Source organism: Bacillus sp. FSL R9-9834, assembly GCF_038006905.1.
Lineage (GTDB): Bacteria > Bacillota > Bacilli > Bacillales > Bacillaceae_G > Bacillus_A > Bacillus_A pacificus.
This window is the reverse complement of the sequence record NZ_JBBOWD010000001.1, coordinates 4,045,336-4,069,245: the sequence shown is the minus strand read 5'-3', so window position 1 is coordinate 4,069,245 and position 23,910 is coordinate 4,045,336. Positions and strand designations below refer to the sequence as shown.

Below are 23,910 nucleotides of genomic sequence, written 5' to 3'. Positions count from 1 at the left end.
GCTAGTATGGAGATGGAGCTCATTTTAAAAGAATGGATGGAAAAAGAAAAGGATTATTCAATTTCATACAGTACATATATGAACCTCGCATTATACGCAGAGGAACATGGATATTATATGAAAGAACGTGAAAAAATAGGAAGACAAGGGGACTTTTTTACAAGTAGCAACGTATCCTCTGTGTTTGCAAAAACCTTTGCTAAGTTTTTTATTCGTCTTGTTGAAAATGGTGAAGTTGTTCCACATATTTGTGAGATTGGTGGGGGGACAGGAAGGTTTGCCTATGATGTTTTACAAGAATGGAAGCAATTATCACCGGAAACCTTTATTGATTTAAACTATTCGATAATTGAAATGAGCCCTTTTCATAGAAAATTGCAGCAAAAAACTCTTTGTTCGTTTTCTAATGTGTCATATTATACGTCGCATAGTGAAATGGGAGAATCGTTCGAGGGGATTCTTTTTTCGAATGAGTTATTTGATGCATTTCCTGTTGAAGTAATTGAGAAGAGAAATGGAATATTGTATGAAGTACGTGTTACGTACACAGAGGAAGGGAAACTTGCAGAAGTATGTAGGCCGTTACATAAAAGAATTGGTCGATACTTATTGAAATATAATATTCATCTTGCTGAAGGCCAGCGTTTTGAAGTGCCAATTGCGATGGAAGAATATATAAAAGAAATTGCGAAATGGTTTCAACGAGGTGTATGTATTACAGTTGATTATGGATATACAAAAGAAGAATGGATGCATCCTGCACATCAAGAAGGTAGTTTACGAGGATATTACGAGCATAAGTTAATTCGTAATCCTTTAGCGCATCCAGGTGAAATGGATCTTACTACTCATATTCATTGGGACGAACTGAAAGAAATGTTTAGCCTGCAAGGTATGAATATGGTATGGCATAAGAAACAATCTGAGTTTTTGTTAGCAGCAGGAATACTAGAGCTACTTACGAATCATCAAGATAGGGATCCTTTTTCTGAAATTCAAAAACAAAATCGTGCAGTTCATTCTATGATTTTGAGTGGAGGATTAGGGAGTGCATGTGATGTTGTTATACATACGAAACATATGCAACAGTTACACTTGGATCGGTATTTGAAAATATAAAAAAACAAGACACAGCATAGTTCTGTGTCTTGTTTTTTAATACGACTTATGTAGCATCATATATTTCCTCTCATGATATATATTTATATTAAAGATATGAGATGAAAAATATAAAATACGTCCTTTTTCTCTGTCTATGAGTCCTTAACCCAATAATACGCGAACGAGTTGAATAATTGTCTCGTTTTCTACTTTGTAATAAATTTCCAATCCTTTTCTTTCACTTGAAACGATTTTAGCACTTTTTAACTTTGCTAAATGCTGTGAAATTGTAGATTGTGGCATGTTTAAGCCAGTGTACATTGTAGAAACGTTGCTTGGACCACGTTCAATTAATCCTTTTACAATACATAAGCGAACAGGATGAGCAAGTACTTTCAATAATTCTGCATTGCTTTCATATAGTTCTATTTCTTTTTGAAAGGTTTCTAACATGTTCTTTTCCACCTCCGTGTGAGCTGTTATACCATATTATACATACCAAAAAATTAAAGAAAAGGAAACAGTTGTTGCAGAAAAACATTCCTAAAGTAAAGAAATTGTAAGAAAAGAGACCCTGATGTAAATAAAGTAGATAATTTAGCACGGTTTTGTAAAATGACATTTTTGGGTGAAAATTTCGATGCGTTTTAAAAATTGAAAGATATAGATATATTTGTAACACAATTTTATCATGATTTTCTTATTCTTTCAAATGAATATACAAAATTTTTAAAATAATATGACAAAGGAATTGTAATGTTATATATAGAATATAAAACAGGTTAAAAGAAAAGAAGCTGAATGTAGTCAGCTTCTTTATGGTGAAAATGAAATGTTTGAATATAGCTGATAAATCTTAGAATTACCAAGACGTTAGTTATGTATTCTAGATTTCATCTTTCATCAATTTTAAAAATCTGTGGTTCCATATATTTTCATAAAAATCAATTGTCTCTTTTGCGGACATAAATGGATTATTTAACGTAGAGGTTGCTTTCTGGAACATGAAGTTTTCGTACCCTAGTCCATGGGCAAATTTAATCGTGGTATCCATACAGTACTCTGTTTGGGCACCACAAAATTCAATACGATGTACAGATAATTGATCTAAAATCTCTTTCAAGTTTGTGTTATAAAAAGAATTGGCATGTGTTTTTCTTACAAAAAAATCTTGTTTTTGAACATCTAAATCTGAATGAATAGCCCAAAGTTCTTTTTCAGGTACTAAATCATCATCACAATGTTGAACGAAAAGAATTGGTTTATTTGATTTTCTGTATGAAGAAATTCTTTTATTTACTTTTGTAAGTAAATTTTGTAAATTAAATAAATGCTCCTCACTATAACATACTCCATTTTGTAAATCGATAACGATTAAAACATCTGCACATGTATCCATTATTTTTGCCCCTTTTTTACTTCTTAATATATCAATTAACTCATTACTTGGAAATAGATAGTGATCTGTCATTTTTTTATGGATTATACGAAGGGTTGACAAATATACTTATCAGCGTAAAAAAGAAGATATGATAATTTAATTTCATATCTTCTCTGCTCTCTATGCATTTACAGGTTCTTCTACATAAGAAAGGGCATTTTCAAAATCGGATATTAAATCGTCAACATTTTCAAGACCGACGGATAGCCGAAGTAATGAATTTGAAATCCCTCTTTCATCACGAGCTTCTTGCGATAGTGCTGCATGTGACATTTTAGCTGGGTAGGAAAGGATCGATTCGACAGCCCCTAAACTAACCGCAAAGACAGGTAATTTTACTTTTGATAAAAATTGGCGGAGTGCGTCTTCTGATTGTAAAGTGAAAGATAGGACAGCTCCTGCTGATGTAGCTTGAGATTGTTGAATGTTAAATCCAAGATGTGTTTGTAATCCTGGATAATAGACATTTTGAACTTTAGCGTGCTCTTGTAAATAGTGTGCAATTTTATTGGCATTAGCAGCTGAATGCTCAAGACGTACATGCAATGTTTTTAGACCACGAAGTACGAGAGAACAATCTTGCGGGCCTAGAATAGCGCCGAATGAATTTTGTAAAAAGCCAAGTTTTTGAGCGAGATCGGCATCTTTTACAACTGCTAATCCGGCAGTAACATCACTATGACCGGCAATGAATTTTGTGGCACTATGAAGAACGACATCAGCGCCAAGGTCAAGTGGTTTCTGGAATAGTGGTGTCAAAAATGTATTATCAACAAAAGTAAGGGCGCCAATAGATTTTGCAAGTTTAGAAACAGCACGAATATCTGTTACTTTTAAAAGTGGATTGGAAGGTGTTTCTACATAAAAGAGTTTTGTATTTGGCTTAATGTTTTGTTTTATTTCTTCTAAATTGGTCATATCAACAAATGTATGTGAAACACCGTAACGGGAGAGAACTTCAGTTATCATTCGATAAGTCCCTCCGTATACGTCTTCTGAAATGAGTACGTGATCACCTTGTGAAAGGAGGAGGAATGCAGTAGAAATCGCTGCAATTCCTGATGCGAAGGCAAATCCTTTTGTTCCGCCTTCTAATAAAGCAATGATGTCTTCAAGAGCTTCACGAGTTGGATTTCCTGACCTGCTATAGTCATATTTCCCGAACGTATCTACATCAAATTGGTGAAATGTTGATGTGTTATAGATGGGAACGTTAACAGCTCCTGTTTGCGAGTCATGTTTATATTGGTTGTGCAGTAAGAGTGTATCTATAGAATAACTCATATTCTTACACCTTCTTTTACAAGTTTAATGGCTTGCTGTAAATCTTGAATTAAATCGTTACTATTTTCAATACCAACGGAAAATCGAAGAAGACGATTACATACACCGTTTGCTGTTCTAATTTCTTCAGGAATATCAGCGTGTGTTTGCGTTGCTGGATATGTCATTAAACTTTCAACACCACCGAGACTTTCGGCAAATGTAATTAAGGATAAAGATTGTAAGAATGGATTAATCCATGTTTCATCTTTCAGACGAAATGAGATCATGCCGCCTCTTCCAGGATAAAATACATCTGTCACCCCATCCTCATCATTTAAATAAGCAACAACTGCTTTTGCATTTTCTTCATGTTGTCTCATGCGAAGCGCTAACGTTTTCATACCACGAATTAATAGCCATGAGTCAAATGGACTTAAGACTGCACCAGAGGCATTATGATAATGAGCGATTTCCTCACAAAGTTCCTTTCCTTTTGCAACGACAAGTCCGCTTAGTACATCGTTATGACCACCTAAATATTTCGTTGCACTATGAAGTACGATATCGGCACCTTCTGTTAATGGCTGCTGTATATAAGGTGTGTAGAATGTGTTGTCTACAATAAGAAGTAGTCCGTGTCTTTTCGCTACAGTTGCAACAGCGGCAATATCGGTAACTTGCATTAATGGATTAGTTGGAGTTTCTATGAAAATAGCCTTCGTTTTCGTTGTGATGGCTTGCTCAATTTGTTTAATAGATTGTGTATTTACGTATCTACATCGAACGTTCCACTTTTTTTCGTGCTCAGAAAATAATCGATAAGTGCCACCGTATAAATCTTCGGAAACAATAAGTTCGTCTCCAGAGCGGAATAGGGAAAGGACAAGAAGAACGGCTGCCATCCCTGAACTACAGGCATAACCTTGTTCGCCGCATTCTAAGTCTGCGATTGCCTGTTCTAATAGGCCGCGCGTTGGATTTCCAGTTCGTGAATAATCAAATCCAGTAGATTTACCAATTCCTTCGTGACGATAAGCAGTTGAAAAATAAACAGGTGGATTAACAGTTCCTGTTGTAGTTTCACTCCGGTTTCCGATTTGCGCTAATTTTGTTTCGATAGTTGACATGTGAAAATTCCTCCTTTTTAAATTGAACCATTAGTTGAATATAAAATAAAAAAAGCCTTCTAAGAAGAAGGCTTTCGGTTTGAATAGAGTCTTCTTCTCATCTGTCAAATCTTTCACAATTTGCTGGAATTAGCACCTTATTAACAAATGTTAATGGTTGCTGAGGCGTCATAGGGCCAGTCCCTCTACCTCTCTAGATAAGAATGTTCGTATGAAATTTTATTATGTTTTTAACTTTACAACAAAAGATAATTGAATTGCAACTTTATTTTAAATAATTTTTATTTTTCCGCAAGTGTCATTGACTTTTGTATTTGTGCGTGCTAAATTTATAAAAAATTAACAAACATTGTTAAAAGGGGAACGCATTTCCTTTTAGCTACATAAATAAAATAATAAAGACAAACTCTTATTGAGAGCGGTGGAGGGAAAGGCCCTGTGAAACCCGGCAACCTTCAAACGAAATGTTTGAAACGGTGCTAATACCTGCAAAACGAATGTTTTGCATAATAAGAGGAGGATCGATTATGTCCCCCTCTTCAAAGTGAAGAGGGGGTTTTTATATTGATAGAAATGAGGGAGATTTGTGAAATTACTAGATTTATTATCAAAAGGAATTGTAATAGGTGATGGTGCGGTTGGGACGTTATTACATTCACATGGTTTACAAAGTAGTTTTGAAGAATTGAATATATCTGATCCAGATTTAATTATATCGATTCATAAGCAATATGTAGCGGCTGGGGCAGATGTGATTCAAACAAATACGTACGGAGCAAATGAAGCGAAATTACGTATGTATGGATTAGAAAATCAAGTTACTGAAATTAATAGAGCGGCAGTAAAACTGGCGAAAGCATCTGTTACAGACAGAAATGCAATTTTAGGCACAATTGGTGGTATGAAACATATCGGGGCGGTTACGACAACTGATATGGAGCGAGAATTTATGTTACTGGAACAGGCAAGTGCATTATTAGAAGAACAGGTAGATGGACTGCTATTAGAGACTTTTTATGATGAGTTTGAATTACTTCATGCTGTCCAGGTGTTACGAAAAGAAACAAATATTCCAATTGTAGCGCAATTGGCGTTACATGAGGCGGGTACGACTCAAAATGGAAATGATGTAAATGAAATATTAAAACAGCTTTTAGATTACGGTGCAAATGTTGTTGGATTGAACTGCCAACTAGGGCCACTTCATATGACGGAAGCTTTTAAAATGATATCGATTCCGAAAAATGGTTACTTGTCAGCATATCCAAATGCAGGTCTCCCAAATTATGTGGAGGGACGCTACGTATATGAGGGAAGTCCAGCTTATTTTGAAGCGATGACACCGAAATTTATTGAGCAAGGTATTCGGTTATTGGGCGGTTGTTGTGGCACGACTCCAGAACATATTGAAAGTATGAAACGTGCTACTCTAAATGTTACGCCTGTAATAGAAAAGGATACGGTTCAAAGACCGAAAGTAGTTCATACACATGAGAAACGTTCAAAAGCTCATGTCACTTTAGCAGAGAAAGCAAAAAAACAAACGACAGTAGTAGTGGAATTAGATCCACCAAAAACGTTAGATACGCAGCGGTTTTTTGAAGGCGCAAGAGCATTGAAAAGAGCTGGAGCAGATGCTATTACTCTAGCAGATAATTCGTTAGCATCGCCCCGTATCTCGAATATGGCAATGGGAGCATTATTAACGAAGCATGATATTCCGGTATTGACGCACTTAACATGTAGAGACCATAACGTCATCGGACTACAATCTCATTTACTAGGATTATCAGCGTTAGGGATGGAAGAAGTGTTAGCTTTAACTGGAGATCCAGCACGCGTTGGTGATTTTCCAGGTGCCACTTCTGTATATGATTTGTCCTCTATCGAGCTCATTAAAATGATTAAAGAAATGAACGATGGGCGTTCCGTTTTAGGGAAATCCATTGGACCGGCAACAAGGTTTTCTGTGGGCGGTGCATTTAACCCGCATGTAAGACATTTAAAAGCAGCGGTTAAGCGAATGGAACGGAAAATAGATGCTGGAGCAGAATATTTCTTAACGCAGCCAATCTATGATATCGCGTTAATTGAAGAAGTGTATGAAGCGACAAAGCATTTAGAACAACCTATTTTTATTGGGATTATGCCATTAATAAGTAAACGGAATGCAGATTTTCTTCATTTTGAGGTGCCGGGTATTACTTTACCTGAAGCAGTAAGAGAGAGAATGGATGGACATGAAACGAAAGAGGCAGCAATTGAGGAAGGGATTCGTATTTCTCAAGAATTGATCGATGCTGCGATGAAATACTTTAACGGCATTTATCTTATTACACCATTTCTAAAATATGAAATTACAGAACATCTTGTTAAATATGTGAGAGAAAAGCAAGAAGTGAAAGAAGGTATTAATTGATGAAATGTATAGAAGAAAAATTACAAAATAACATCTTAATATTAGATGGTGCAATGGGAACGATGATCCAGCAAGAGGATTTAACTGCGGAAGATTTCGGAGGAGAGGAGTACGAAGGGTGTAATGAGTATTTAGTAGAAACAAGACCAGATGTTATTTTAAAGATTCATAAAGCTTATATTGAAGCTGGAGCGGATATTATTGAAACAAATACATTTGGGGCAACCAATATTGTACTAAGTGATTATGAGTTATCTCATTTAGACGAGGAGCTAAATGAGAAGGCAGCGCGTTTAGCGAAGCAAGCAGTCGAAGAAAGCGGGAAGGAAGTATATGTTGCGGGAGCAATGGGACCGACAACGAAAGCGATTAGTGTTACTGGTGGTGTAACGTTTGAAGAATTAATTGAAGCCTATACGCGGCAGGCAAGAGGATTGTTGAAAGGAGAAGTGGATGTATTACTCGTTGAGACGAGTCAAGATATGCGTAACGTGAAGGCTGCTTATATTGGAATTCAAGCGGCTTTTGATGAACTAAATACAATTGTACCTATCATGATTTCGGGAACGATTGAACCGATGGGAACGACTCTAGCTGGGCAAACAATTGAGGCTTTTTACTTATCGGTAGAACATATGAAGCCATTATCTGTTGGATTAAACTGTGCGACTGGTCCGGAGTTTATGAGAGACCATATTCGTTCTCTATCTGATTTATCGGAGTGTTACATTTCTTGTTATCCAAATGCAGGTCTTCCTGATGAAGATGGACATTATCATGAATCTCCATCCTCGCTTGCCGAGAAAGTGAAGCGATTTGCCGAAGAAGGATGGGTTAATATCATCGGTGGTTGTTGTGGTACAACACCAGAACATATAAAAGCAATGAAATCTGCATTAACGTCTCTTAAACCTCGTGAACAGCAAGAGAGAGAGGGACATGGGGTTAGTGGATTAGAGGCACTGCAATATGATGACTCTATGAGACCGTTATTTGTTGGTGAAAGAACAAATGTTATTGGATCACGTAAATTTAAACGATTAGTAGCAGAAGGGAAATTTGAAGAGGCTGCTGAAATCGCTAGAGCGCAAGTGAAGAAAAATGCTCATATTATTGATATTTGTATGGCAGACCCGGACCGCGATGAAATAGAAGATATGGAAAACTTCTTGGCAGAAGTTACGAAAGTGTTAAAAGTACCGATTATGATTGACTCAACAGATGAACATGTGATGGAGCGAGCTCTTACTTATATTCAAGGGAAAGCTGTTATTAATTCAATTAATTTAGAAGATGGAGAAGAGCGATTTAAAAAAGTGACACCGCTTCTTCGTAAATATGGTGCTGCAATTGTAGTTGGAACAATCGATGAAGATGGAATGGCAGTAAGTGCGGAAAGAAAACTAGAAATTGCGAAAAGAAGTTATGAGTTATTGACGAAGAAATATGGTATACGCCCATCAGATATTATTTTTGATGCACTTGTATTTCCTGTAGGGACAGGTGATGAAGAGTATATTGGCTCGGCGGCTGCGACGATAGAAGGGATTCGCCTTATTAAAGAAGCATTACCAGAGTGTTTAACGATTTTAGGTGTAAGTAACATATCATTTGGTTTACCACCAGCTGGCCGCGAAGTGTTAAATTCCGTCTTTTTATATCATGCAACGAAAGCAGGGTTAGATTACGCGATTGTAAATACGGAAAAATTAGAGCGCTATGCGTCAATTCCTGATGAAGAAAAACGCCTTGCAGATGCATTGCTTTTTGAAACGACGCAAGAGACGTTAGAAAAATTTACAAACTTCTATCGCGTGGCAAAAAAGAAAGATGTTGTTGTCCAAGAAACATTAACTCTTGATGAAAGGCTCGCAAATTACATTGTAGAAGGTACGAAACAAGGTTTACACGAAGATTTAAGTCTCGCACTTACAGAAGGAAGAAAACCTTTGGATATTATTAATGGCCCACTTATGACAGGAATGGATGAGGTAGGACGATTATTTAATAATAATGAGCTTATCGTTGCTGAAGTATTGCAAAGTGCTGAAAGTATGAAAGCTGCTGTAAGTTATTTAGAGCCACATATGGAATCTAGCGATAGTGCGAAAAAAGGGAAAGTATTATTAGCAACTGTAAAAGGTGATGTGCATGATATTGGGAAAAATCTCGTTGAAATTATTTTAGCAAATAACGGATATGAGATTATTAATTTAGGAATTAATGTTCGCTCGGATCGAATTGTGCAAGAAGTACAAGAAAAGAAGCCTGATATTATAGGTCTTTCTGGTTTATTAGTAAAATCGGCTCAACAAATGGTAACGACTGCTGAAGATTTAAAAGCGGCGGATATTGATATTCCAATTGTTGTAGGCGGGGCAGCGTTAACGAGAAAGTTTACAGATAATCGCATTTCGCCATCTTATAAAGGGCTCGTATGTTATGCAAGTGATGCGATGACGGGGCTGGATATTATTAATAAGCTTCAAAAAGAAGAAGAGCGTGAGAAGATGAAGCAGGATAAAAAAGAACGTCATCTTCATATCGTAACAAAAGAAGAGAAGAAAGTAGAAATTCCAGCAGTAATTGAGCCATTACCGAAGGCTGAGGTTATCGTGCCGGATTCAACAAAACGAATTGTATTAAGAGATGTTCCTGTTTCACATCTCGCGCCATTTCTAAATAGACAAATGCTGCTTGGACATCACCTTGGCCTAAAGGGAAGTGTGAAGAAACTTTTGCGAGAGGGAGATAAAAGAGCGCATGAATTAAATGATTTAATAGATGAATTATTGCAGGAAGGACAATCTTGGTTAAAACCGAAAGCAGTGTATCAATTTTTCCCAGCGCAAAGTGACGGACAGAATATTGTAATATATGATCCAGAAGATCATACGCGTGTTATAGAACGTTTCACATTCCCAAGACAAGGAAAAGCACCATATCGTACTTTAGGTGATTATTTACGCCCAGTTGGAGATGAGATGGACTATGTTGCTTTCCTATCTGTTACGGTTGGAGAAGGTGTTCGTGACATTGCTGAAGAGTGGAAAGCGAAAGGTGATTATTTACGCAGTCATGCCATTCAATCGTTAGCGCTCGAACTAGCAGAAGGACTTGCTGAAAAGACACATATGCTTATTCGTGACCGTTGGGGTATTCCAGATTCACCAGAACTGACAATGGAAGAACGTTTTCGCACGAAATATAGAGGGATACGCGTGTCCTTCGGTTATCCAGCATGTCCAGAACTCGCGGATCAAGAAAAGCTATTTCGTCTTATTCATCCAGAAGAAATAGGCATTTCATTAACGGAAGGATTTATGATGGAGCCAGAAGCATCTGTAACGGCTATGGTATTTTCTCACCCTGAGGCAAGATATTTTAGTGTATTATAGTGTAGAAGGGGGAGACGTATGAAGAAAATAGTCTTTACAGGTGGCGGTTCGGCAGGGCATGTAACACCTAATTTAGCCATCATTCCGCATTTACAAGAACAAAATTGGGATATTTCTTATATTGGTTCTCATCAAGGAATTGAGAAAACAATTATAGAAAAGGAAGGCATTCCGTACTATAGTATTGCGAGCGGAAAGCTACGCCGTTATTTTGATTTGAAAAATATAAAAGATCCATTTCTTGTAATGAAGGGCGTTATGGAAGCGTATGTAAGGATTCGAAAACTAAAACCGGATGTGATTTTTTCAAAAGGTGGTTTCGTATCTGTACCAGTCGTAATTGGAGGATGGCTAAATAGAGTCCCTGTTTTATTACATGAATCTGATATGACGCCAGGACTAGCAAACAAAATTGCGCTCCGTTTTGCTTCGAAAATATTTGTTACATTTGAAGAAGCTGCGAAACATTTGCCGAAAGAAAAAGTAATCTATACAGGTTCTCCTGTACGTGAAGAAGTGCTAAAGGGAAATCGGGAAAAAGGTTTAGCATTTTTAGGTTTTTCACGTAAAAAGCCAGTTATTACAATTATGGGAGGAAGTTTGGGCGCGAAGAAAATTAATGAAACGGTTCGAGAAGCGTTACCAGAACTTCTGAAAAAATATCAAATTGTTCACCTTTGCGGAAAAGGTAATCTTGATGAAAGTTTACAAAATAAAGAAGGATATAGACAATTTGAATATGTACATGGAGAACTGCCAGACATATTAGCGATAACAGATTTTGTTATTTCACGTGCGGGCTCTAATGCCATTTTTGAGTTTTTAACATTGCAAAAGCCGATGGTTTTAATTCCACTATCGAAATTTGCAAGTCGTGGAGATCAAATACTAAATGCAGAGTCTTTTGAAAGACAAGGATATGCTTCCGTATTGTATGAAGAAGATGTGACTGTGAAATCTCTTATAAAGCATGTCGAAGAATTAAATCAAAATAATGAAATGTATAAAACAGCTCTAAAAAAATATAATGGAAAAGAAGCAATTCAAACAATTATTCAACATATTTCAGAGGCATGATGAAACAATCATGCCTCTTTTAATAGGGTGAAAGATTCCAAGAAACGGTGTTTTTATGTTACAATAGCAAATGGATTAGTAGGGAAATTCCAATTAAAGAAGCGTGAAAATACGAATGGATTAGGAGTGACTGTGTTGGAGCTAAGTCTCTATGAAAATACTGCACTTATTATATGCTTTGTGTTGTACGTTGGTAGTGTTATTGTTTATATTTCAAGGAAGTTTTCGCAAGAAAGAGAGCTTGAAAAATCAGAAATAACAGCTGAACTAGAAATGTTAGCTGATGAAAGTTATAAAAAACAAAAAATAAAAGAAGACCATGAGGCATCCCATCATTTAAACGCAAATAAGTTTTAAAGATGGGGATTTTTTTTGAAGTTATTCTTTATTATATTTATAGCAAATAACGCTAAAATGGAGTTTCCCCCTTATATAATGAAGGAGTGTATATAAATGAATTTTTATATCGCCTCAGGATTCCAAAATAAACACCTTGTACGTTCTATAGCAAATGAACTGAAACATGCAGGATGGCACCATACATATGATTGGACAAGAAATGAAAGAGCAGTGAATCAAGAACAATTAAGAGAAATTGGTCAGGCAGAAAAGAATGCTATTAAAGAAGCGGATGTATTTTTACTTATATTAGATGGTGGAAACGGCAGCCACACAGAGTTTGGAATGGCGATTGCGCTAGAGAAAAATATATATGTATATCATGAAGGAAATCTGCTCCAAACAACGTTCTATCATTTGCCAGAAATAAATATTTTTGAAGGAGATGCAGCAGAATTTGCATCTTATGTTATGAATCATGTGAAATAATAGTAACTGTCTACAAGGTTATAAAAGTGATCTTTTGGGTACAGTGATGATAAGAAATGTATATAAAGGAGTACATAATATGAAATTAGAAAATGGATGGGAAACGAGTTTTTTAGAAGTCGTACAAAATAGTGAATTTAAGAAAGATGCGCAGCTTAACCAATTACTTTTTGCAGATAGTGAAGAAGTAGAAGAGCTTGTTGATGATTATGGTTATGAAGAAATCATTGATCGCGAACATGATGATGAATTAGCGCATATTTTAGGAGAAGAACTTTTTAGTGAGATGGAACGACACGTATTTTTATCTTCACAGCCAGAAGAAAAACTTATTTCATTTGTAAATGGATTAGGTTTTCATGTGTTAGATTGGATCGTTCTTCTTGAAACAGAATTTAGCATTGATAGTGCACACTTTACGTCGGATGCTGTGAAAATGTTAGAAAAGCGTTTCAGACAGTTTCCATACATAGAAGATAAAACAATTTTTGACATGACATTTGGAGAAGCAATGGATGTATTAGAGTCTATTACAGGATTACAACTGAAGGAAAAGATGAACGTATAATGTAAAAAAAGAACGTGAGGCTATCACGTTCTTTTTTTACATTATAATAATTTTATCATCTAGTTTTGTTTGTCCGCTAAGAAGTGCGTTTAAATATTCCACTTTTCTTATACAGGCCTGTATATGTCTTTCAACCTCTTGTAACTCTGCTTGGTGATGCGTTTCAATAGGATGAATTTGTACGCTGAATTTTTCAAATTGACTACTATATGTTATTTCTGCATAGCCGCTCATAATATCGGTTTCGTTATGAAATAAAAATTGCTTCGTTTTGTCACAGAATGATACATTCTGAAAGCCATATACTTTTAATGCTTCAATTACTTTTTTTATCATTTTTGTATTCATTTTTTTAACCCTCTTTACGAAGTTCTACTTATACATTATAACATAAAAAATTACATAGAAAGCGCTTCCAAGTGTATTTTATTATAAACTTTACGTTTCAATCACAAAAATGAAACAAAGAAAAAATAATTGTAAAGAAGGAAGGACTCTTTTATTGTTTCGTCATATATATAGAGAAATAGTGCAATGAAAGGAAATTTTCCGAGGTGGAGATCGTATTTCCAATTTGAGCGCAGTAAAAGAGGTGAAGATCTTGAACTTTGATATTGTAGGACAAAAAGCATATATAAAAGATGGACCGCATCGGAACCGAATTGGAATTGTAAAGAAAAACGAGACAAAATTAGAATCGCAGTTTGCTATTGTAATTGGAGAACAAATCATTGATGTAGAGCTAAAGGATATCGTGTTAGTTGGAGTAGACGTAGGACAATTTCATAAATGGTGCGAACAAAATGGTTATTTGTGAAAAGGACGGGCTGTGAGATAATGAAATATATGTGAGGAAAGAGAATATGTTATTGTATTCTCTTTTTCTATGTGTAAGGAGACTGAGATGAAGTATACAGAACGAGATTTTACATTGGAGTTAAAAGAGAACATTCAATGCATGGAGAAGGAAATAGAGAGAATATCACTTAAACTGTATAAAGAGTATTCGTATTTATACATAGAAAAAAACATGGAGTTAGATATGGAATTTGCGCGGGGGAAAGAGAATCCTTTTGAGGTGGGTTATTATTCATCAGTTGCTATAGCTATATTAGATGAAGAAAAAGAGATGATTGAATTTCACGATATTCCAATTTGGAAATGCGAAAGAATCTTTTTAGGAATTTCAATTCAATCAAACATTTTTGGGAGTAAGAAAGTAGGGGAACTAGTTGATGAATCTTGTGATGAGATTGAGGAGGAGTTAAAAGAGCAACTAGAAGAGTTTTTAGTAGAAGTATAAAGCACGGTTTTTATAAAACCTTACAAAAGTGTAATTTTTATAAAGATTCGAAAAGATATATAATTTATTTATAATTATCTATTCTAATATACAGGTGGTGTTTTGCCATGGCTGAAGTAATTGGTAAAGCTTTATACATAGTGTTTGAAACAATATGTTATGCCTTATGTATAAAAGATAAAGAGGAAGATGAAAAGAAATAAAAAGGGACGCTAACAGTTTTGTTAGCGTCCTTTTTATTATGAAGCAATTTCACCAGTTTTTGTATCATCTTGATTGTACGTATCTTGATCTAATTCACCAAGCCATTTACTAGAAATAAGACCTGCTGTCATAGAACCACTTACGTTAAGAGCTGTACGCCCCATATCGATTAATGGTTCAACTGAGATAACAAGAGCGACAATACCGATTGGTAAGTTCATTGTAGATAGTACGATTAACGCTGCGAATGTTGCACCGCCACCAACACCGGCAACACCGAATGAGCTAATCGCAACGACAGCGATTAAAGTTAAAATAAATTGTGGTTGTAATGGATCGATTCCTACAGTTGGAGCGACCATCATTGCAAGCATCGCTGGATAAATACCTGCGCAACCGTTTTGTCCGATAGATACTCCAAATGATGCTGCGAAGTTTGCAATCCCTTCAGAAATACCAAGCTTTTCTTTTTGTGCTTCAATATTTAATGGCATTGCGCCAGCACTAGAGCGAGATGTGAATGCAAATGTTAATACAGGGAACACCTTTTTCAAATATTGAATTGGATTTAAACCAGATAGAGCAATTAATAATAAGTGGATAACGAACATTACGATAAGTGCTACGTAAGACGCTAACACGAAGTTACCAAGTTTTAAAATAGCATTTATGTCGCTACCAGCAACTGTTTTTGCCATAAGAGCTAATACGCCGTATGGAGTAAGACGTAAAATTAATGTTACCATACGCATTACAATTGCATATACAGCATCAAGCATTTTCTTAAATAGCTCTGCTTGTTCTGGATATTTTCGTTTTACACCTATAAAGGCGATGCCGATAAAGGCTGCAAATATTACAACAGAAATTGTTGATGTTGGACGAGCGCCTGTTAAATCAAGAAATGGATTTGTAGGCAATAGTTCTAATAATTTATCTGGAATTGTTGTTTTTTCAATAGAAGTAAATCTTTCTTCAACTAGCTTCAGACGAGCAGATTCTGCATCACCTTGTTGCAGACCAGTTGCAGATACATCAAATCCTGCACTTGCAGCGATACCGACAGCTGCAGCAATTCCTGTAGTAAGAATTAAAATTCCGATAATAAGACCACTAATTTTACCAAGGTTTTTCGTTAACTGTAATTTTGTAAATGCTGAAATAATAGATACTAAAATAAGTGGCATAACGATCATTTGAAGTAACTTCACATAACCGTTACCGATTAAGCCAAACCAAGTATTTGATTCAATAATTACTTTAGAAGTTGGCTCATAAATAAATTGTAATATAAGACCGAAGATAATTCCGACTCCTAAAGCGGTAAATACGCGTTTATTAAAAGATACATGCTTACGTTGCATATAATATAATACGCCAACTAAAATGAGCATGACTGCAACGTTAATTCCGACAAGCAGTGTATTCATGTTGATTCCCCCTAATTCCAATCTGTTATATAGAATATAAGTCAATAAAACCTATAAGTCAACTAGGGAATTCCGGAATTAAAAAAAAGATGGCAAAATGCCATCTTTTAATGTCCAGCGCCAGGCACAAGTAAAAACGTCGTGTAGTATGTAAATCCTATGAAGAAAACAGTTAAATATGCCCCGAATACGTATATATACATACGCTCTGTTAATTTTAAATAGCTTAAAAGTACGAAGAAGCCTGTTTGTCCTAAAAATAGTAGTGCAGTCGAATGCATATCTCCTACGTAAAACATAACCGAGAAAATTCCAGTCCAAAAGCCGAGAACGCGAAACATGCGCTCCATGCCATCTCCCTCCTTTTCTAAAAAAAGTAAACCTCACTTCATTATAGTTTATTTTTCTTACTATTGTAAATATTCGTTCATATAAAAAGAAGCCAATTATAATCGGCTTCTTTTTATATGAGAGATTAAATTGTTAGTTTATAATTACAAGATTTACATCCATCTAGTAAACTATCGTTTCGTGTTAATTCCGTGTTAGGGAATAGGATTTCAAAAATCCCTTTCATCATATCTCCGTGCATATTACAAATTTCAGTTGGGTGATGGACAGCAACTTCTTTAAATGGACAATTGTGTACATCATAGAAAATTTTCGTTCCATCTGTACTTAATTCAAATGCAGGTGATAAGCCAGCTGTCGAAAAGGCTTCTTTTGCAATTTGAATTTTTTGTTCAACTGTTAAGGCATCTTCACTCACATTTAAACGCTGCATATGTTGTTGCATTAATTCGGCCCCGAATTGTTTCCCTGTTTCGTAGAGCGCTTTTTCACCAGCAGCACCAAGGCTAAGTAAAGAATTAAACGCGATTCTTGCTAACAATTGATAGTCACGGAATGGGAATTGTAATTGGATAACATCTTCAGATAATACATATAATCTGCTTGGTCGTCCGCCTTTTCCAGTTTTCTTCGTTTCAGATTTCAGCATATGAACATCTTCTAATTTAGATAAATGTAAACGCGCTACGTTTGGATGAATGTCAAACTCATCTGCAATTTCTTGTACAGTTACGTAACTATGTTTTTGAGAAATATATTTATAAATGTAATAACGAGTTGGGTCAGCTAAAACACCTGTAATTTTTAAAGCTTGTTCCATGAGGATCTCCACCTTTATCACTTTATCCAAGATAATAACATTATAATACAGATAAACATGGGTATAGGTAATTTTAGACAATAATTCGGAAATTGTTCATAATTTCACAAACATATTTTTCCTTTTTCATCTAGTGAAAATGCAAAAATACCGATTTTTCAAATGGATTTCTTCATGTTATATACATAGTGGGGAGGGAAAAATGATGAATGGAATTGAAAGCTTTGCGAATATGATTTTAAAAGAAGCGTGCAGGGTACAAGCGTCGGACTTACATATTGTGCCCCGGCAGAAGGATGTAGTGGTTCAACTGCGCATAGGAAAGGATTTAATGACGAAACAATACATTGAAAAGGAATTTGGAGAAAAACTTGTTTCACACTTTAAATTTTTAGCATCCATGGATATAGGAGAGAGGCGGAAACCACAAAACGGTTCATTATATATACAAATAGATGGACAAGAAGTGTATTTACGCCTTTCCACGCTTCCAACCGTATATCAAGAAAGTCTCGTTATTCGTCTTCATTTACAAGCGTCTATTCAGCCGTTATCTCATCTTTCGTTATTTCCAAGTACAGCGAAGAAACTACTTTCTTTTTTACATTATTCCCATGGATTACTCGTCTTTACGGGACCGACTGGTTCAGGAAAGACAACAACAATGTATGCATTATTAGAAGTAATTAGAAAAAAGAAAACACGTCGCATCGTTACGCTGGAAGATCCAGTTGAAAAAAGAAATGACGATGTATTACAAATTCAAATAAATGAAAAAGCAGGTATCACATATGAGGCTGGACTAAAGGCTATTTTGCGTCATGATCCAGATGTTATTTTAGTGGGTGAAATTCGTGATGAAGAAACAGCAAAAATCGCTATAAGAGCAAGTTTGACTGGCCATTTAGTAATGACGACACTGCATACGAATGATGCGAAAGGAGCAATACTTCGGTTCATGGATTTTGGTATAACGAGGCAAGAGATTGAACAATCTTTATTGGCTATAGCTGCACAGCGACTTGTTGAATTGAAGTGTCCGTTTTGCAAAAGAAAGTGCTCAACTGTATGTAAATCAATGAGGCAAGTAAGGCAAGCGAGTATTTATGAGTTGTTATATGGATATGAGTTAAAACAAGCGATTAAAGAAGCAAACGGGGAATGTGTCACGTACAAACATGAGACATTAGAGTCTTCGCTGCGAAAAGGATACGCTTTAGGATTTTTAGAAGAGGATGTTTATGTTTAAGAAAATATGGAGTTTAAGTGATCAAGTAATATTACTGAAACGATTAGGAGAACTATTAGAAAAAGGATACTCTCTTTTGCAGGCATTAGAATTTTTACGGTTTCAATTACCTTTAGAAAAGAAAGTACAATTGCAGCACATGATTGATGGATTAAAAAATGGAAAAAGTCTACACGATTCTTTTCATCAATTAAAGTTTCATCAGGAGATGTTAAGCTATTTATTTTATGCCGAGCAACATGGTGATATTTCTTTTGCGTTGCAACAAGGGAGTGCACTTCTTTATAAAAAGGATAAGTATAGGAAAGATATGATGAAAATAATGCAGTATCCTATGTTTTTGGCGTTCTTTTTAATAATCATGATTTTGATTTTTAACCGCATTTTATTACCACAGGTTGACATGGTATATAGTTCATTTGGTTCTACAGCACCGTTATTCACAGAACAAATATTAAATACAATTAAGCTACTACCCTATCTTATTTTTAGCACTATTTTTATTGTTATGGTGGGTTGTAGTGTATATATATTGTACTTTCGGAAACTCCCGCATATGAAGCGAGTAAAAATTATACTTCGTATCCCCCTCGTAAAAACATTTCTTATTTTAAAGCATTCGCATTATTTCGCTACTCAATTGAGCGGCTTATTACACGGAGGACTATCAGTACTTGAGGCTCTAACAATAATGATGGAGCAAAAGTATCAGCCGTTCTTTCAGTATGAAGCGGGCCGAGTTAAACACCAATTAATTGCGGGAGAACCGTTGCAATCTATTATTGCTAAAAGCGGATATTATGAGGAAGAACTTTCTTATATTATTACACATGGACAAGCGAACGGTAATTTGGCGATTGAATTAGGTGACTATAGTGATCTAATTATGGAAAAGATTGAGCAAAAAATTAAACGTATGTTAGTGATTATTCAACCGATTTTATTTACGTGTATTGGAGCAATAGTCGTTCTTATGTATTTAGCGATGATTATGCCAATGTTTCAAATGATGAATTCTATATAGGAGGCATTTACATGCAGAATGAGGAAGGGTTTACCCTTTTAGAAATGTTATTAGTTATGGTCGTCATCACTGTATTATTACTATTAATTATTCCGAATGTCGTTACGCAACGTTCATCCGTCGAAGGAAAAGGATGTAAAGCCTATGTGAAATCTATAGAAGCGCAAATACAAGTATATCAACTACAACATAATAAAATTCCCTCGCTAAAAGAGTTGATTGATGGGAAATATATTACAAAGGATGAGTGTCCGAATGGTGAAGCTATTCATATTTCTAATGATGGCACAGTAACAAGTGGGAAACTGTGAAGCAAAAAGGTTTTACACTTTTAGAAATGCTACTCGTTTTATTTGCAATTTCTGTACTAAGTATGGTCACGTATTTTCATGTACATTCATTATATGAAAAACAAAAAATTGAACAATTTTTAAGACAGTTTTCAAATGATATTTTGTATATGCAACAATTAGCCATAAACCGTCAAAAACACTATACATTACGATGGCATAAAGATAGACATATGTATTATATAGGGGAATCGAGTACGGATCTTTCTATCATTAAAAGAGAATATGATAACGATATACAATTGGATTTGAATACTTTTCCAAATCCGATGACATATAATCCGAGTGGAAATATTAATAGAGGTGGCACGATTTTACTTTCGTATCGAAGTTATAAATATGAGATTGTATTCCAGCTTGGAAGAGGGAGATTTACGTATCGTGAAATGTCAAAAAGGGTCAGTGATGGCTGAAATGCTTGTAGCATTAAGTATAGTAATGATGATGGTATCTTTACTACTTCCGCAAACAGTATTGATTATGCAAGAACGAAAAAACATACAAATTCGTTATAAGGCATTTGTATTATTAAAAAAAGAAGCAGCTTTATATATGTATGAGAATGAGGCAAAACAACAGAAAGAAAAAGTCATAAACGGAAATGTATATTACACATATTGGGGAGGAAATGAAGTTTGTGCGATGTGGAAAGATGTGAAAGGAAAAATGATGGAACAATGCTTTTATGCGGGAGAAAAAATGAATTAGAAGTTGGATTTACATTAATAGAAATGATCGTATGTTTTTTTCTGTTATCACTGTTCTTTTTACTCTTACCACGTTTAAACTTTATTGGAATAGAAAACAAGCAATCAAAAGGGTTAAATAATTGGGAATGGGATGTGTTTGTAGGACAAGTACAGTTAGAGTTTCGTGAAGTATCATTTGTGGAAAAAATAGTTCCTGAAAATAGAGAGAGTATGTTGCGCTTCCGTCTTCGCACTGGAGATGAAGTGACGTATGAAAAATTGAATAATCACCTTATAAGAAAAGTGAACATGCGCGGAAGAGAAGTTATATTACAAAATGTTGAAATGGTTTCGTATGAAGTAACACCTCATTTGCTCTTTATCAATGTGAAAGATAGGAGTGGGAAAATATATGAAGGTGTAGCTATTAGGTATAGTGAAATGGAAATAAATACATGAGAAAACAAGATGGGTTTACGATGCCAGGAACAATTATTTTTCTTGTATTATTAACTTCGTTCTTTATATACGAAACGAATATGTTGCTTATAGATAAAAAATTTTATATTGAAATAGAGCAAAAGTTTGTACTGGAGGAAATACTAAATCGATCTATTACAAATATAAAAAAAGACTTACAGCAAAAAGAAAAGGAAGGTACTTTTTTCTTTTCATATGAAAAGGGTGAAGCGAGTGGAAATTACGTATTTGAAAACGACGTTATTCTCGTTTCATTGCAGTGCAAAATCAAACAAGAAATTTTCTATAAAGTAAGCTTTCGGTATAGAAAAAAGGATGAGAAAATATTTGATTGGATAGAAGGATAGTATGTAAAATATATGGATAAAAAACCATGATTTCTCATTTAAAAATAGGCTGTGTTTTTTAAGGAAATGGATAAATAAAACAATTAAAAGTTTAAATTTTCTCAAAAAAGAGAAAGGTAGAAAGAATATGATATATTCATGCTATCCAATCATTATTTTTAGGGAGAATAGGGAAATGACAAACAACAATCAAATAGGTGAAAATAAGGAACAAACTATTTTTGATCATAAAGGAAATGCAATTATGACAGAAGATAGGGAAATACAAATTATTTCAAAATTCGAAGAACCTCTTATTGTCGTGTTAGGAAATGTATTAAGTGATGAAGAGTGTGATAAATTAATTGAATTGTCTAAAAATAAATTAGCACGTTCTAAAGTTGGTTCATCACGTGATGTAAATGATATTCGAACGAGTAGTGGTGCATTTTTAGATGATAATGAACTTACTGCGAAGATTGAAAAACGAATTTCATCTATCATGAATGTTCCTGTTTCGCATGGAGAAGGATTACACATTTTAAATTATGAAGTGGATCAACAATATAAAGCACACTATGATTATTTTGCGGAACATAGTAGATCAGCTGCTAATAATCGTATTAGTACGCTTGTCATGTACTTAAATGATGTAGAAGAAGGCGGAGAAACTTTCTTTCCGAAATTAAATCTTTCTGTGCATCCTAGAAAGGGAATGGCAGTATACTTTGAGTATTTCTATCAAGATCAATCACTAAATGAGCTTACGTTACACGGAGGGGCACCTGTAACGAAAGGTGAGAAATGGATTGCAACGCAGTGGATGAGAAGAGGTACTTATAGATAAAGCGAGTATGTTACGTTTTGTTCTTCAGTGTATAAGAAGAACAAAACGTTTTTTTATTAAATAAAGTAGCATCTTTCGTTATAATAACAAGTAATACATGACGATTGAGAGGAACGAAAATGAAATCTATATACATAACCGGCTATATGGGAGCTGGGAAAACAACAATTGGAAAAGCATTAAGTAAAGAACTTTATATGGATGTTATAGATACAGATCAAAAAATTGAAGAGAAGCAAGAGAAGGAGATTCGTGATATTTTTGCCGAAGAAGGCGAAATGGCTTTTCGGGAATATGAAAGTGAGATGTTACGTTCACTACCTGTTGAAAATGTAATCATTACAACTGGCGGCGGAATCATTGAGCGAGAGGAAAACCGAAAGTGGATGAAGGAAAATGGCACTGTTGTGTATTTATATTGTGATCCACATGTAATTGCAGAAAGGCTTCGTGAAGATACGACACGTCCACTATTTCAGAAGAAAGATATAGATGCATTTGTAATGAAATTCGAATTGCGCCGAGCTTATTATGAAGAGGCCCATATCCATATTGATACGACGAATAAGTCTGTAAAGCAAATTATGGATGAATTAAAAGAAAAGATTAATGAATAAAAAAGTGGACATACTAATCAAGTAGAGGTGATGATAATATGTCTACTAATGATTATGTTCGCTTTGTGACACAGCAGTTTGTGTCGTATATGGATGCTCCAAAAGAAGATCGTAAACAAAAGAAAGAACAACGCCGTGCTGAAAAAGAGCCATTTATGAATAAGTGGTTTGGTGTTATGCCGCTAAGTGCTGCTTTGTTTTATCAAAACGTAAAAAATAAAAGAAAAAAATCAAGTTAAAGATTTCGTAATATGTGTAGCAAAATGAAAATCCCCTAGTAGCATCATACTACTAGGGGATTTTCATTTACTGCATAGACTCTTTTTCTTCTGTAACGGCATGTATTTTATTGTTGACCCAGACAAATCCAATTCCGATACAAATGGAAATGCCCCATCCAACAGCGGTCATAATTGCTCTCATTTCACCGTAGCCATCTACACCGAAAACAGAGATGAAATAAATTTTTAAGAAGCTTTTTAATATGAATTGTAGACCGAAAAAGAGCGTTAAATATTGCAATGCTGGATAGATACGACTATCACGATACAGTTCACGACTTTTATCACGGTCATGGCCTTGCAGTGCAGCAATATCTGCTGCGAAATATAACATAAGTGGTTTTTTTATAAAAATTGTACATATAACGATAATACCGAGTACGATGTGATAATACGCATCGTTCCACAACATTCGTTCAGCTGATCCAGATAATAGATCTACCGTTGTATTAGAAATGAGTGTAATTAAAATAAAGAACCCTGTTACGTTAAACTGTTTTTCTTTTTTAAAGGTATACAGTGTATAAATAATCCCCGGAACAGAGGAAAGTAACATTGCGTAATAAGGATCGATATAAGGTTTTGCAAATTTCCAAATGAGGAATGGGATTACGAGATAAAAGACAAGATCTAATATAGCTTTTTTATTTTGATTCATATACAGCCTCCTTAAGTCATACATATATTTTATAATATAATTTCTGAAAATTGTAT

The 23,910-nt window shown here is 35.0% G+C and carries 28 protein-coding genes and 2 riboswitches; of the genes, 19 read left to right on the top strand and 9 right to left on the bottom strand.

Features of this window, described 5'->3' with window-relative positions; genetic code table 11:
- Positions 1 to 6 precede the first annotated feature (6 nt).
- Positions 7 to 1,119, top strand: coding sequence for a class I SAM-dependent methyltransferase (locus MKY00_RS21230; RefSeq protein WP_016718485.1), 1,113 nt, complete (start codon positions 7 to 9; stop codon positions 1,117 to 1,119).
- 144 nt (positions 1,120 to 1,263) lie between these two features.
- Here the strand turns inward: MKY00_RS21230 and MKY00_RS21225 are convergent, their stop codons facing one another.
- From MKY00_RS21225 to metI, 4 genes are all read right to left on the bottom strand, one after another.
- Complete coding sequence (locus tag MKY00_RS21225) at positions 1,264 to 1,554, bottom strand: ArsR/SmtB family transcription factor (protein WP_000894375.1); 291 nt, start codon at positions 1,552 to 1,554, stop codon at positions 1,264 to 1,266.
- A gap of 433 nt (positions 1,555 to 1,987) precedes the next feature.
- A complete protein-coding gene (locus MKY00_RS21220) occupies positions 1,988 to 2,500 on the bottom strand; it encodes a cysteine hydrolase family protein (RefSeq protein ID WP_016718484.1) in 513 nt (170 codons plus the stop codon).
- 162 nt (positions 2,501 to 2,662) lie between these two features.
- Positions 2,663 to 3,826 (bottom strand): cystathionine beta-lyase, encoded by a 1,164-nt coding sequence (gene metC, locus MKY00_RS21215; RefSeq protein ID WP_016718483.1) that lies wholly within the window; start codon positions 3,824 to 3,826, stop codon positions 2,663 to 2,665.
- A complete protein-coding gene (metI, locus tag MKY00_RS21210; protein ID WP_016718482.1) occupies positions 3,823 to 4,935 on the bottom strand; it encodes a cystathionine gamma-synthase/O-acetylhomoserine thiolyase in 1,113 nt (370 codons plus the stop codon). Before metI ends, metC begins: the two co-directional genes overlap by 4 nt.
- Before the next feature lie 94 nt (positions 4,936 to 5,029).
- A riboswitch (SAM riboswitch) is annotated at positions 5,030 to 5,139 on the bottom strand.
- A 202-nt stretch (positions 5,140 to 5,341) separates the two neighbouring features.
- A riboswitch (SAM riboswitch) is annotated at positions 5,342 to 5,451 on the top strand.
- Positions 5,452 to 5,521: 70 nt separating this feature from the next.
- Here metI and MKY00_RS21205 point away from each other — a divergent pair.
- The 6 genes from MKY00_RS21205 (at position 5,522) to MKY00_RS21180 (ending at position 13,225) form a co-directional block, all read left to right on the top strand.
- Entirely contained in the window at positions 5,522 to 7,354 is a 1,833-nt protein-coding gene (locus tag MKY00_RS21205) for a bifunctional homocysteine S-methyltransferase/methylenetetrahydrofolate reductase (RefSeq protein ID WP_000770334.1), read from the top strand.
- Positions 7,354 to 10,752, top strand: a complete 3,399-nt coding sequence (metH, locus tag MKY00_RS21200; protein ID WP_016718481.1) for a methionine synthase — start codon at positions 7,354 to 7,356, stop codon at positions 10,750 to 10,752. Before MKY00_RS21205 ends, metH begins: the two co-directional genes overlap by 1 nt.
- Before the next feature lie 18 nt (positions 10,753 to 10,770).
- Positions 10,771 to 11,829, top strand: coding sequence for an undecaprenyldiphospho-muramoylpentapeptide beta-N-acetylglucosaminyltransferase (murG, locus tag MKY00_RS21195; protein ID WP_016718480.1), 1,059 nt, complete (start codon positions 10,771 to 10,773; stop codon positions 11,827 to 11,829).
- Between the two features lie 63 nt (positions 11,830 to 11,892).
- On the top strand, positions 11,893 to 12,186 hold the full coding sequence (locus MKY00_RS21190) for a DUF3966 domain-containing protein (protein ID WP_046648288.1): 294 nt from the start codon (positions 11,893 to 11,895) through the stop codon (positions 12,184 to 12,186).
- 96 nt (positions 12,187 to 12,282) lie between these two features.
- Positions 12,283 to 12,657, top strand: coding sequence for a nucleoside 2-deoxyribosyltransferase (locus tag MKY00_RS21185; RefSeq protein WP_001012337.1), 375 nt, complete (start codon positions 12,283 to 12,285; stop codon positions 12,655 to 12,657).
- Between the two features lie 79 nt (positions 12,658 to 12,736).
- On the top strand, positions 12,737 to 13,225 hold the full coding sequence (locus MKY00_RS21180) for a hypothetical protein (RefSeq protein ID WP_000764258.1): 489 nt from the start codon (positions 12,737 to 12,739) through the stop codon (positions 13,223 to 13,225).
- 36 nt (positions 13,226 to 13,261) lie between these two features.
- On the opposite strand, the gene MKY00_RS21175 is transcribed toward MKY00_RS21180, so the two are convergent.
- Positions 13,262 to 13,573 carry a hypothetical protein gene (locus MKY00_RS21175; RefSeq protein WP_061184067.1) on the bottom strand — a complete coding sequence of 104 codons (312 nt, stop codon included), beginning with the start codon at positions 13,571 to 13,573 and terminating at the stop codon, positions 13,262 to 13,264.
- Between the two features lie 253 nt (positions 13,574 to 13,826).
- On the opposite strand from MKY00_RS21175, the gene MKY00_RS21170 reads away from it, so the two are divergent.
- Both MKY00_RS21170 and MKY00_RS21165 read left to right on the top strand, forming a co-directional pair.
- Positions 13,827 to 14,042 carry a DUF3912 family protein gene (locus MKY00_RS21170; protein ID WP_001008330.1) on the top strand — a complete coding sequence of 72 codons (216 nt, stop codon included), beginning with the start codon at positions 13,827 to 13,829 and terminating at the stop codon, positions 14,040 to 14,042.
- A gap of 87 nt (positions 14,043 to 14,129) precedes the next feature.
- Positions 14,130 to 14,528: a hypothetical protein gene (locus MKY00_RS21165; RefSeq protein ID WP_016718478.1), complete on the top strand. Its 399-nt coding sequence runs from the start codon at positions 14,130 to 14,132 to the stop codon at positions 14,526 to 14,528.
- 239 nt (positions 14,529 to 14,767) lie between these two features.
- Here MKY00_RS21165 and MKY00_RS21160 read toward each other — a convergent pair whose 3' ends face one another.
- The 3 genes from MKY00_RS21160 to MKY00_RS21150 all read right to left on the bottom strand — a co-directional run bounded on the left by MKY00_RS21160 (position 14,768) and on the right by MKY00_RS21150 (position 17,333).
- Positions 14,768 to 16,162, bottom strand: coding sequence for an L-cystine transporter (locus MKY00_RS21160; protein WP_001094339.1), 1,395 nt, complete (start codon positions 16,160 to 16,162; stop codon positions 14,768 to 14,770).
- A gap of 107 nt (positions 16,163 to 16,269) precedes the next feature.
- Complete coding sequence (locus MKY00_RS21155) at positions 16,270 to 16,512, bottom strand: DUF2626 domain-containing protein (RefSeq protein ID WP_000440713.1); 243 nt, start codon at positions 16,510 to 16,512, stop codon at positions 16,270 to 16,272.
- 125 nt (positions 16,513 to 16,637) lie between these two features.
- Complete coding sequence (locus tag MKY00_RS21150; RefSeq protein ID WP_000434106.1) at positions 16,638 to 17,333, bottom strand: helix-turn-helix transcriptional regulator; 696 nt, start codon at positions 17,331 to 17,333, stop codon at positions 16,638 to 16,640.
- A 205-nt stretch (positions 17,334 to 17,538) separates the two neighbouring features.
- On the opposite strand from MKY00_RS21150, the gene comGA reads away from it, so the two are divergent.
- From comGA to MKY00_RS21100, 10 genes are all read left to right on the top strand, one after another.
- Positions 17,539 to 18,582: a competence protein ComGA gene (comGA, locus tag MKY00_RS21145; RefSeq protein ID WP_001013195.1), complete on the top strand. Its 1,044-nt coding sequence runs from the start codon at positions 17,539 to 17,541 to the stop codon at positions 18,580 to 18,582.
- Complete coding sequence (gene comGB / locus MKY00_RS21140; RefSeq protein ID WP_016718476.1) at positions 18,575 to 19,606, top strand: competence type IV pilus assembly protein ComGB; 1,032 nt, start codon at positions 18,575 to 18,577, stop codon at positions 19,604 to 19,606. Before comGA ends, comGB begins: the two co-directional genes overlap by 8 nt.
- An 11-nt stretch (positions 19,607 to 19,617) precedes the next feature.
- On the top strand, positions 19,618 to 19,917 hold the full coding sequence (comGC, locus tag MKY00_RS21135) for a competence type IV pilus major pilin ComGC (RefSeq protein WP_001178694.1): 300 nt from the start codon (positions 19,618 to 19,620) through the stop codon (positions 19,915 to 19,917).
- Positions 19,914 to 20,369, top strand: coding sequence for a comG operon protein ComGD (comGD, locus tag MKY00_RS21130; protein ID WP_016718475.1), 456 nt, complete (start codon positions 19,914 to 19,916; stop codon positions 20,367 to 20,369). The genes comGC and comGD overlap by 4 nt, the downstream gene beginning before the upstream one ends.
- Positions 20,362 to 20,664, top strand: coding sequence for a competence type IV pilus minor pilin ComGE (gene comGE, locus MKY00_RS21125; protein WP_000829518.1), 303 nt, complete (start codon positions 20,362 to 20,364; stop codon positions 20,662 to 20,664). The genes comGD and comGE overlap by 8 nt, the downstream gene beginning before the upstream one ends.
- Positions 20,634 to 21,104 (top strand): competence type IV pilus minor pilin ComGF, encoded by a 471-nt coding sequence (gene comGF, locus MKY00_RS21120; RefSeq protein ID WP_000923056.1) that lies wholly within the window; start codon positions 20,634 to 20,636, stop codon positions 21,102 to 21,104. Before comGE ends, comGF begins: the two co-directional genes overlap by 31 nt.
- Entirely contained in the window at positions 21,101 to 21,472 is a 372-nt protein-coding gene (gene comGG / locus MKY00_RS21115) for a competence type IV pilus minor pilin ComGG (RefSeq protein ID WP_061184063.1), read from the top strand. The genes comGF and comGG overlap by 4 nt, the downstream gene beginning before the upstream one ends.
- Before the next feature lie 175 nt (positions 21,473 to 21,647).
- The gene (locus MKY00_RS21110; RefSeq protein ID WP_016718474.1) at positions 21,648 to 22,298 is read left to right on the top strand and encodes a 2OG-Fe(II) oxygenase; all 651 of its coding nucleotides are present in this window, start codon (positions 21,648 to 21,650) and stop codon (positions 22,296 to 22,298) included.
- A 119-nt stretch (positions 22,299 to 22,417) separates the two neighbouring features.
- Positions 22,418 to 22,915 (top strand): shikimate kinase, encoded by a 498-nt coding sequence (locus tag MKY00_RS21105; RefSeq protein WP_016718473.1) that lies wholly within the window; start codon positions 22,418 to 22,420, stop codon positions 22,913 to 22,915.
- A 38-nt stretch (positions 22,916 to 22,953) separates the two neighbouring features.
- Entirely contained in the window at positions 22,954 to 23,154 is a 201-nt protein-coding gene (locus MKY00_RS21100; protein ID WP_000106079.1) for a YqzE family protein, read from the top strand.
- Positions 23,155 to 23,221: 67 nt separating this feature from the next.
- Here the strand turns inward: MKY00_RS21100 and MKY00_RS21095 are convergent, their stop codons facing one another.
- Positions 23,222 to 23,854: a VC0807 family protein gene (locus MKY00_RS21095; RefSeq protein ID WP_001073109.1), complete on the bottom strand. Its 633-nt coding sequence runs from the start codon at positions 23,852 to 23,854 to the stop codon at positions 23,222 to 23,224.
- Positions 23,855 to 23,910: the final 56 nt, after the last annotated feature.

Bases quoted from the DNA above. Each gene is read 5' to 3' on its own strand.
- MKY00_RS21155 (WP_000440713.1), bottom strand. From the start codon at position 16,512: ATGGAGCGCATGTTTCGCGTTCTCGGCTTTTGGACTGGAATTTTCTCG.
- MKY00_RS21150 (WP_000434106.1), bottom strand. From the start codon at position 17,333: ATGGAACAAGCTTTAAAAATTACAGGTGTTTTAGCTGACCCAACTCGT.
- comGE (WP_000829518.1), top strand. From the start codon at position 20,362: ATGGCTGAAATGCTTGTAGCATTAAGTATAGTAATGATGATGGTATCT.
- MKY00_RS21185 (WP_001012337.1), top strand. From the start codon at position 12,283: ATGAATTTTTATATCGCCTCAGGATTCCAAAATAAACACCTTGTACGT.
- murG (WP_016718480.1), top strand. From the start codon at position 10,771: ATGAAGAAAATAGTCTTTACAGGTGGCGGTTCGGCAGGGCATGTAACA.
- MKY00_RS21110 (WP_016718474.1), top strand. From the start codon at position 21,648: ATGACAAACAACAATCAAATAGGTGAAAATAAGGAACAAACTATTTTT.
- MKY00_RS21095 (WP_001073109.1), bottom strand. From the start codon at position 23,854: ATGAATCAAAATAAAAAAGCTATATTAGATCTTGTCTTTTATCTCGTA.
- comGA (WP_001013195.1), top strand. From the start codon at position 17,539: ATGAATGGAATTGAAAGCTTTGCGAATATGATTTTAAAAGAAGCGTGC.
- MKY00_RS21180 (WP_000764258.1), top strand. From the start codon at position 12,737: ATGAAATTAGAAAATGGATGGGAAACGAGTTTTTTAGAAGTCGTACAA.
- MKY00_RS21230 (WP_016718485.1), top strand. From the start codon at position 7: ATGGAGATGGAGCTCATTTTAAAAGAATGGATGGAAAAAGAAAAGGAT.
- comGG (WP_061184063.1), top strand. From the start codon at position 21,101: ATGAGAAAACAAGATGGGTTTACGATGCCAGGAACAATTATTTTTCTT.
- MKY00_RS21160 (WP_001094339.1), bottom strand. From the start codon at position 16,162: ATGAATACACTGCTTGTCGGAATTAACGTTGCAGTCATGCTCATTTTA.
- metI (WP_016718482.1), bottom strand. From the start codon at position 4,935: ATGTCAACTATCGAAACAAAATTAGCGCAAATCGGAAACCGGAGTGAA.
- MKY00_RS21175 (WP_061184067.1), bottom strand. From the start codon at position 13,573: ATGAATACAAAAATGATAAAAAAAGTAATTGAAGCATTAAAAGTATAT.
- MKY00_RS21165 (WP_016718478.1), top strand. From the start codon at position 14,130: ATGAAGTATACAGAACGAGATTTTACATTGGAGTTAAAAGAGAACATT.
- MKY00_RS21105 (WP_016718473.1), top strand. From the start codon at position 22,418: ATGAAATCTATATACATAACCGGCTATATGGGAGCTGGGAAAACAACA.
- metH (WP_016718481.1), top strand. From the start codon at position 7,354: ATGAAATGTATAGAAGAAAAATTACAAAATAACATCTTAATATTAGAT.
- MKY00_RS21220 (WP_016718484.1), bottom strand. From the start codon at position 2,500: ATGGATACATGTGCAGATGTTTTAATCGTTATCGATTTACAAAATGGA.
- MKY00_RS21225 (WP_000894375.1), bottom strand. From the start codon at position 1,554: ATGTTAGAAACCTTTCAAAAAGAAATAGAACTATATGAAAGCAATGCA.
- MKY00_RS21100 (WP_000106079.1), top strand. From the start codon at position 22,954: ATGTCTACTAATGATTATGTTCGCTTTGTGACACAGCAGTTTGTGTCG.
- comGB (WP_016718476.1), top strand. From the start codon at position 18,575: ATGTTTAAGAAAATATGGAGTTTAAGTGATCAAGTAATATTACTGAAA.
- comGF (WP_000923056.1), top strand. From the start codon at position 20,634: ATGCTTTTATGCGGGAGAAAAAATGAATTAGAAGTTGGATTTACATTA.
- metC (WP_016718483.1), bottom strand. From the start codon at position 3,826: ATGAGTTATTCTATAGATACACTCTTACTGCACAACCAATATAAACAT.
- comGC (WP_001178694.1), top strand. From the start codon at position 19,618: ATGCAGAATGAGGAAGGGTTTACCCTTTTAGAAATGTTATTAGTTATG.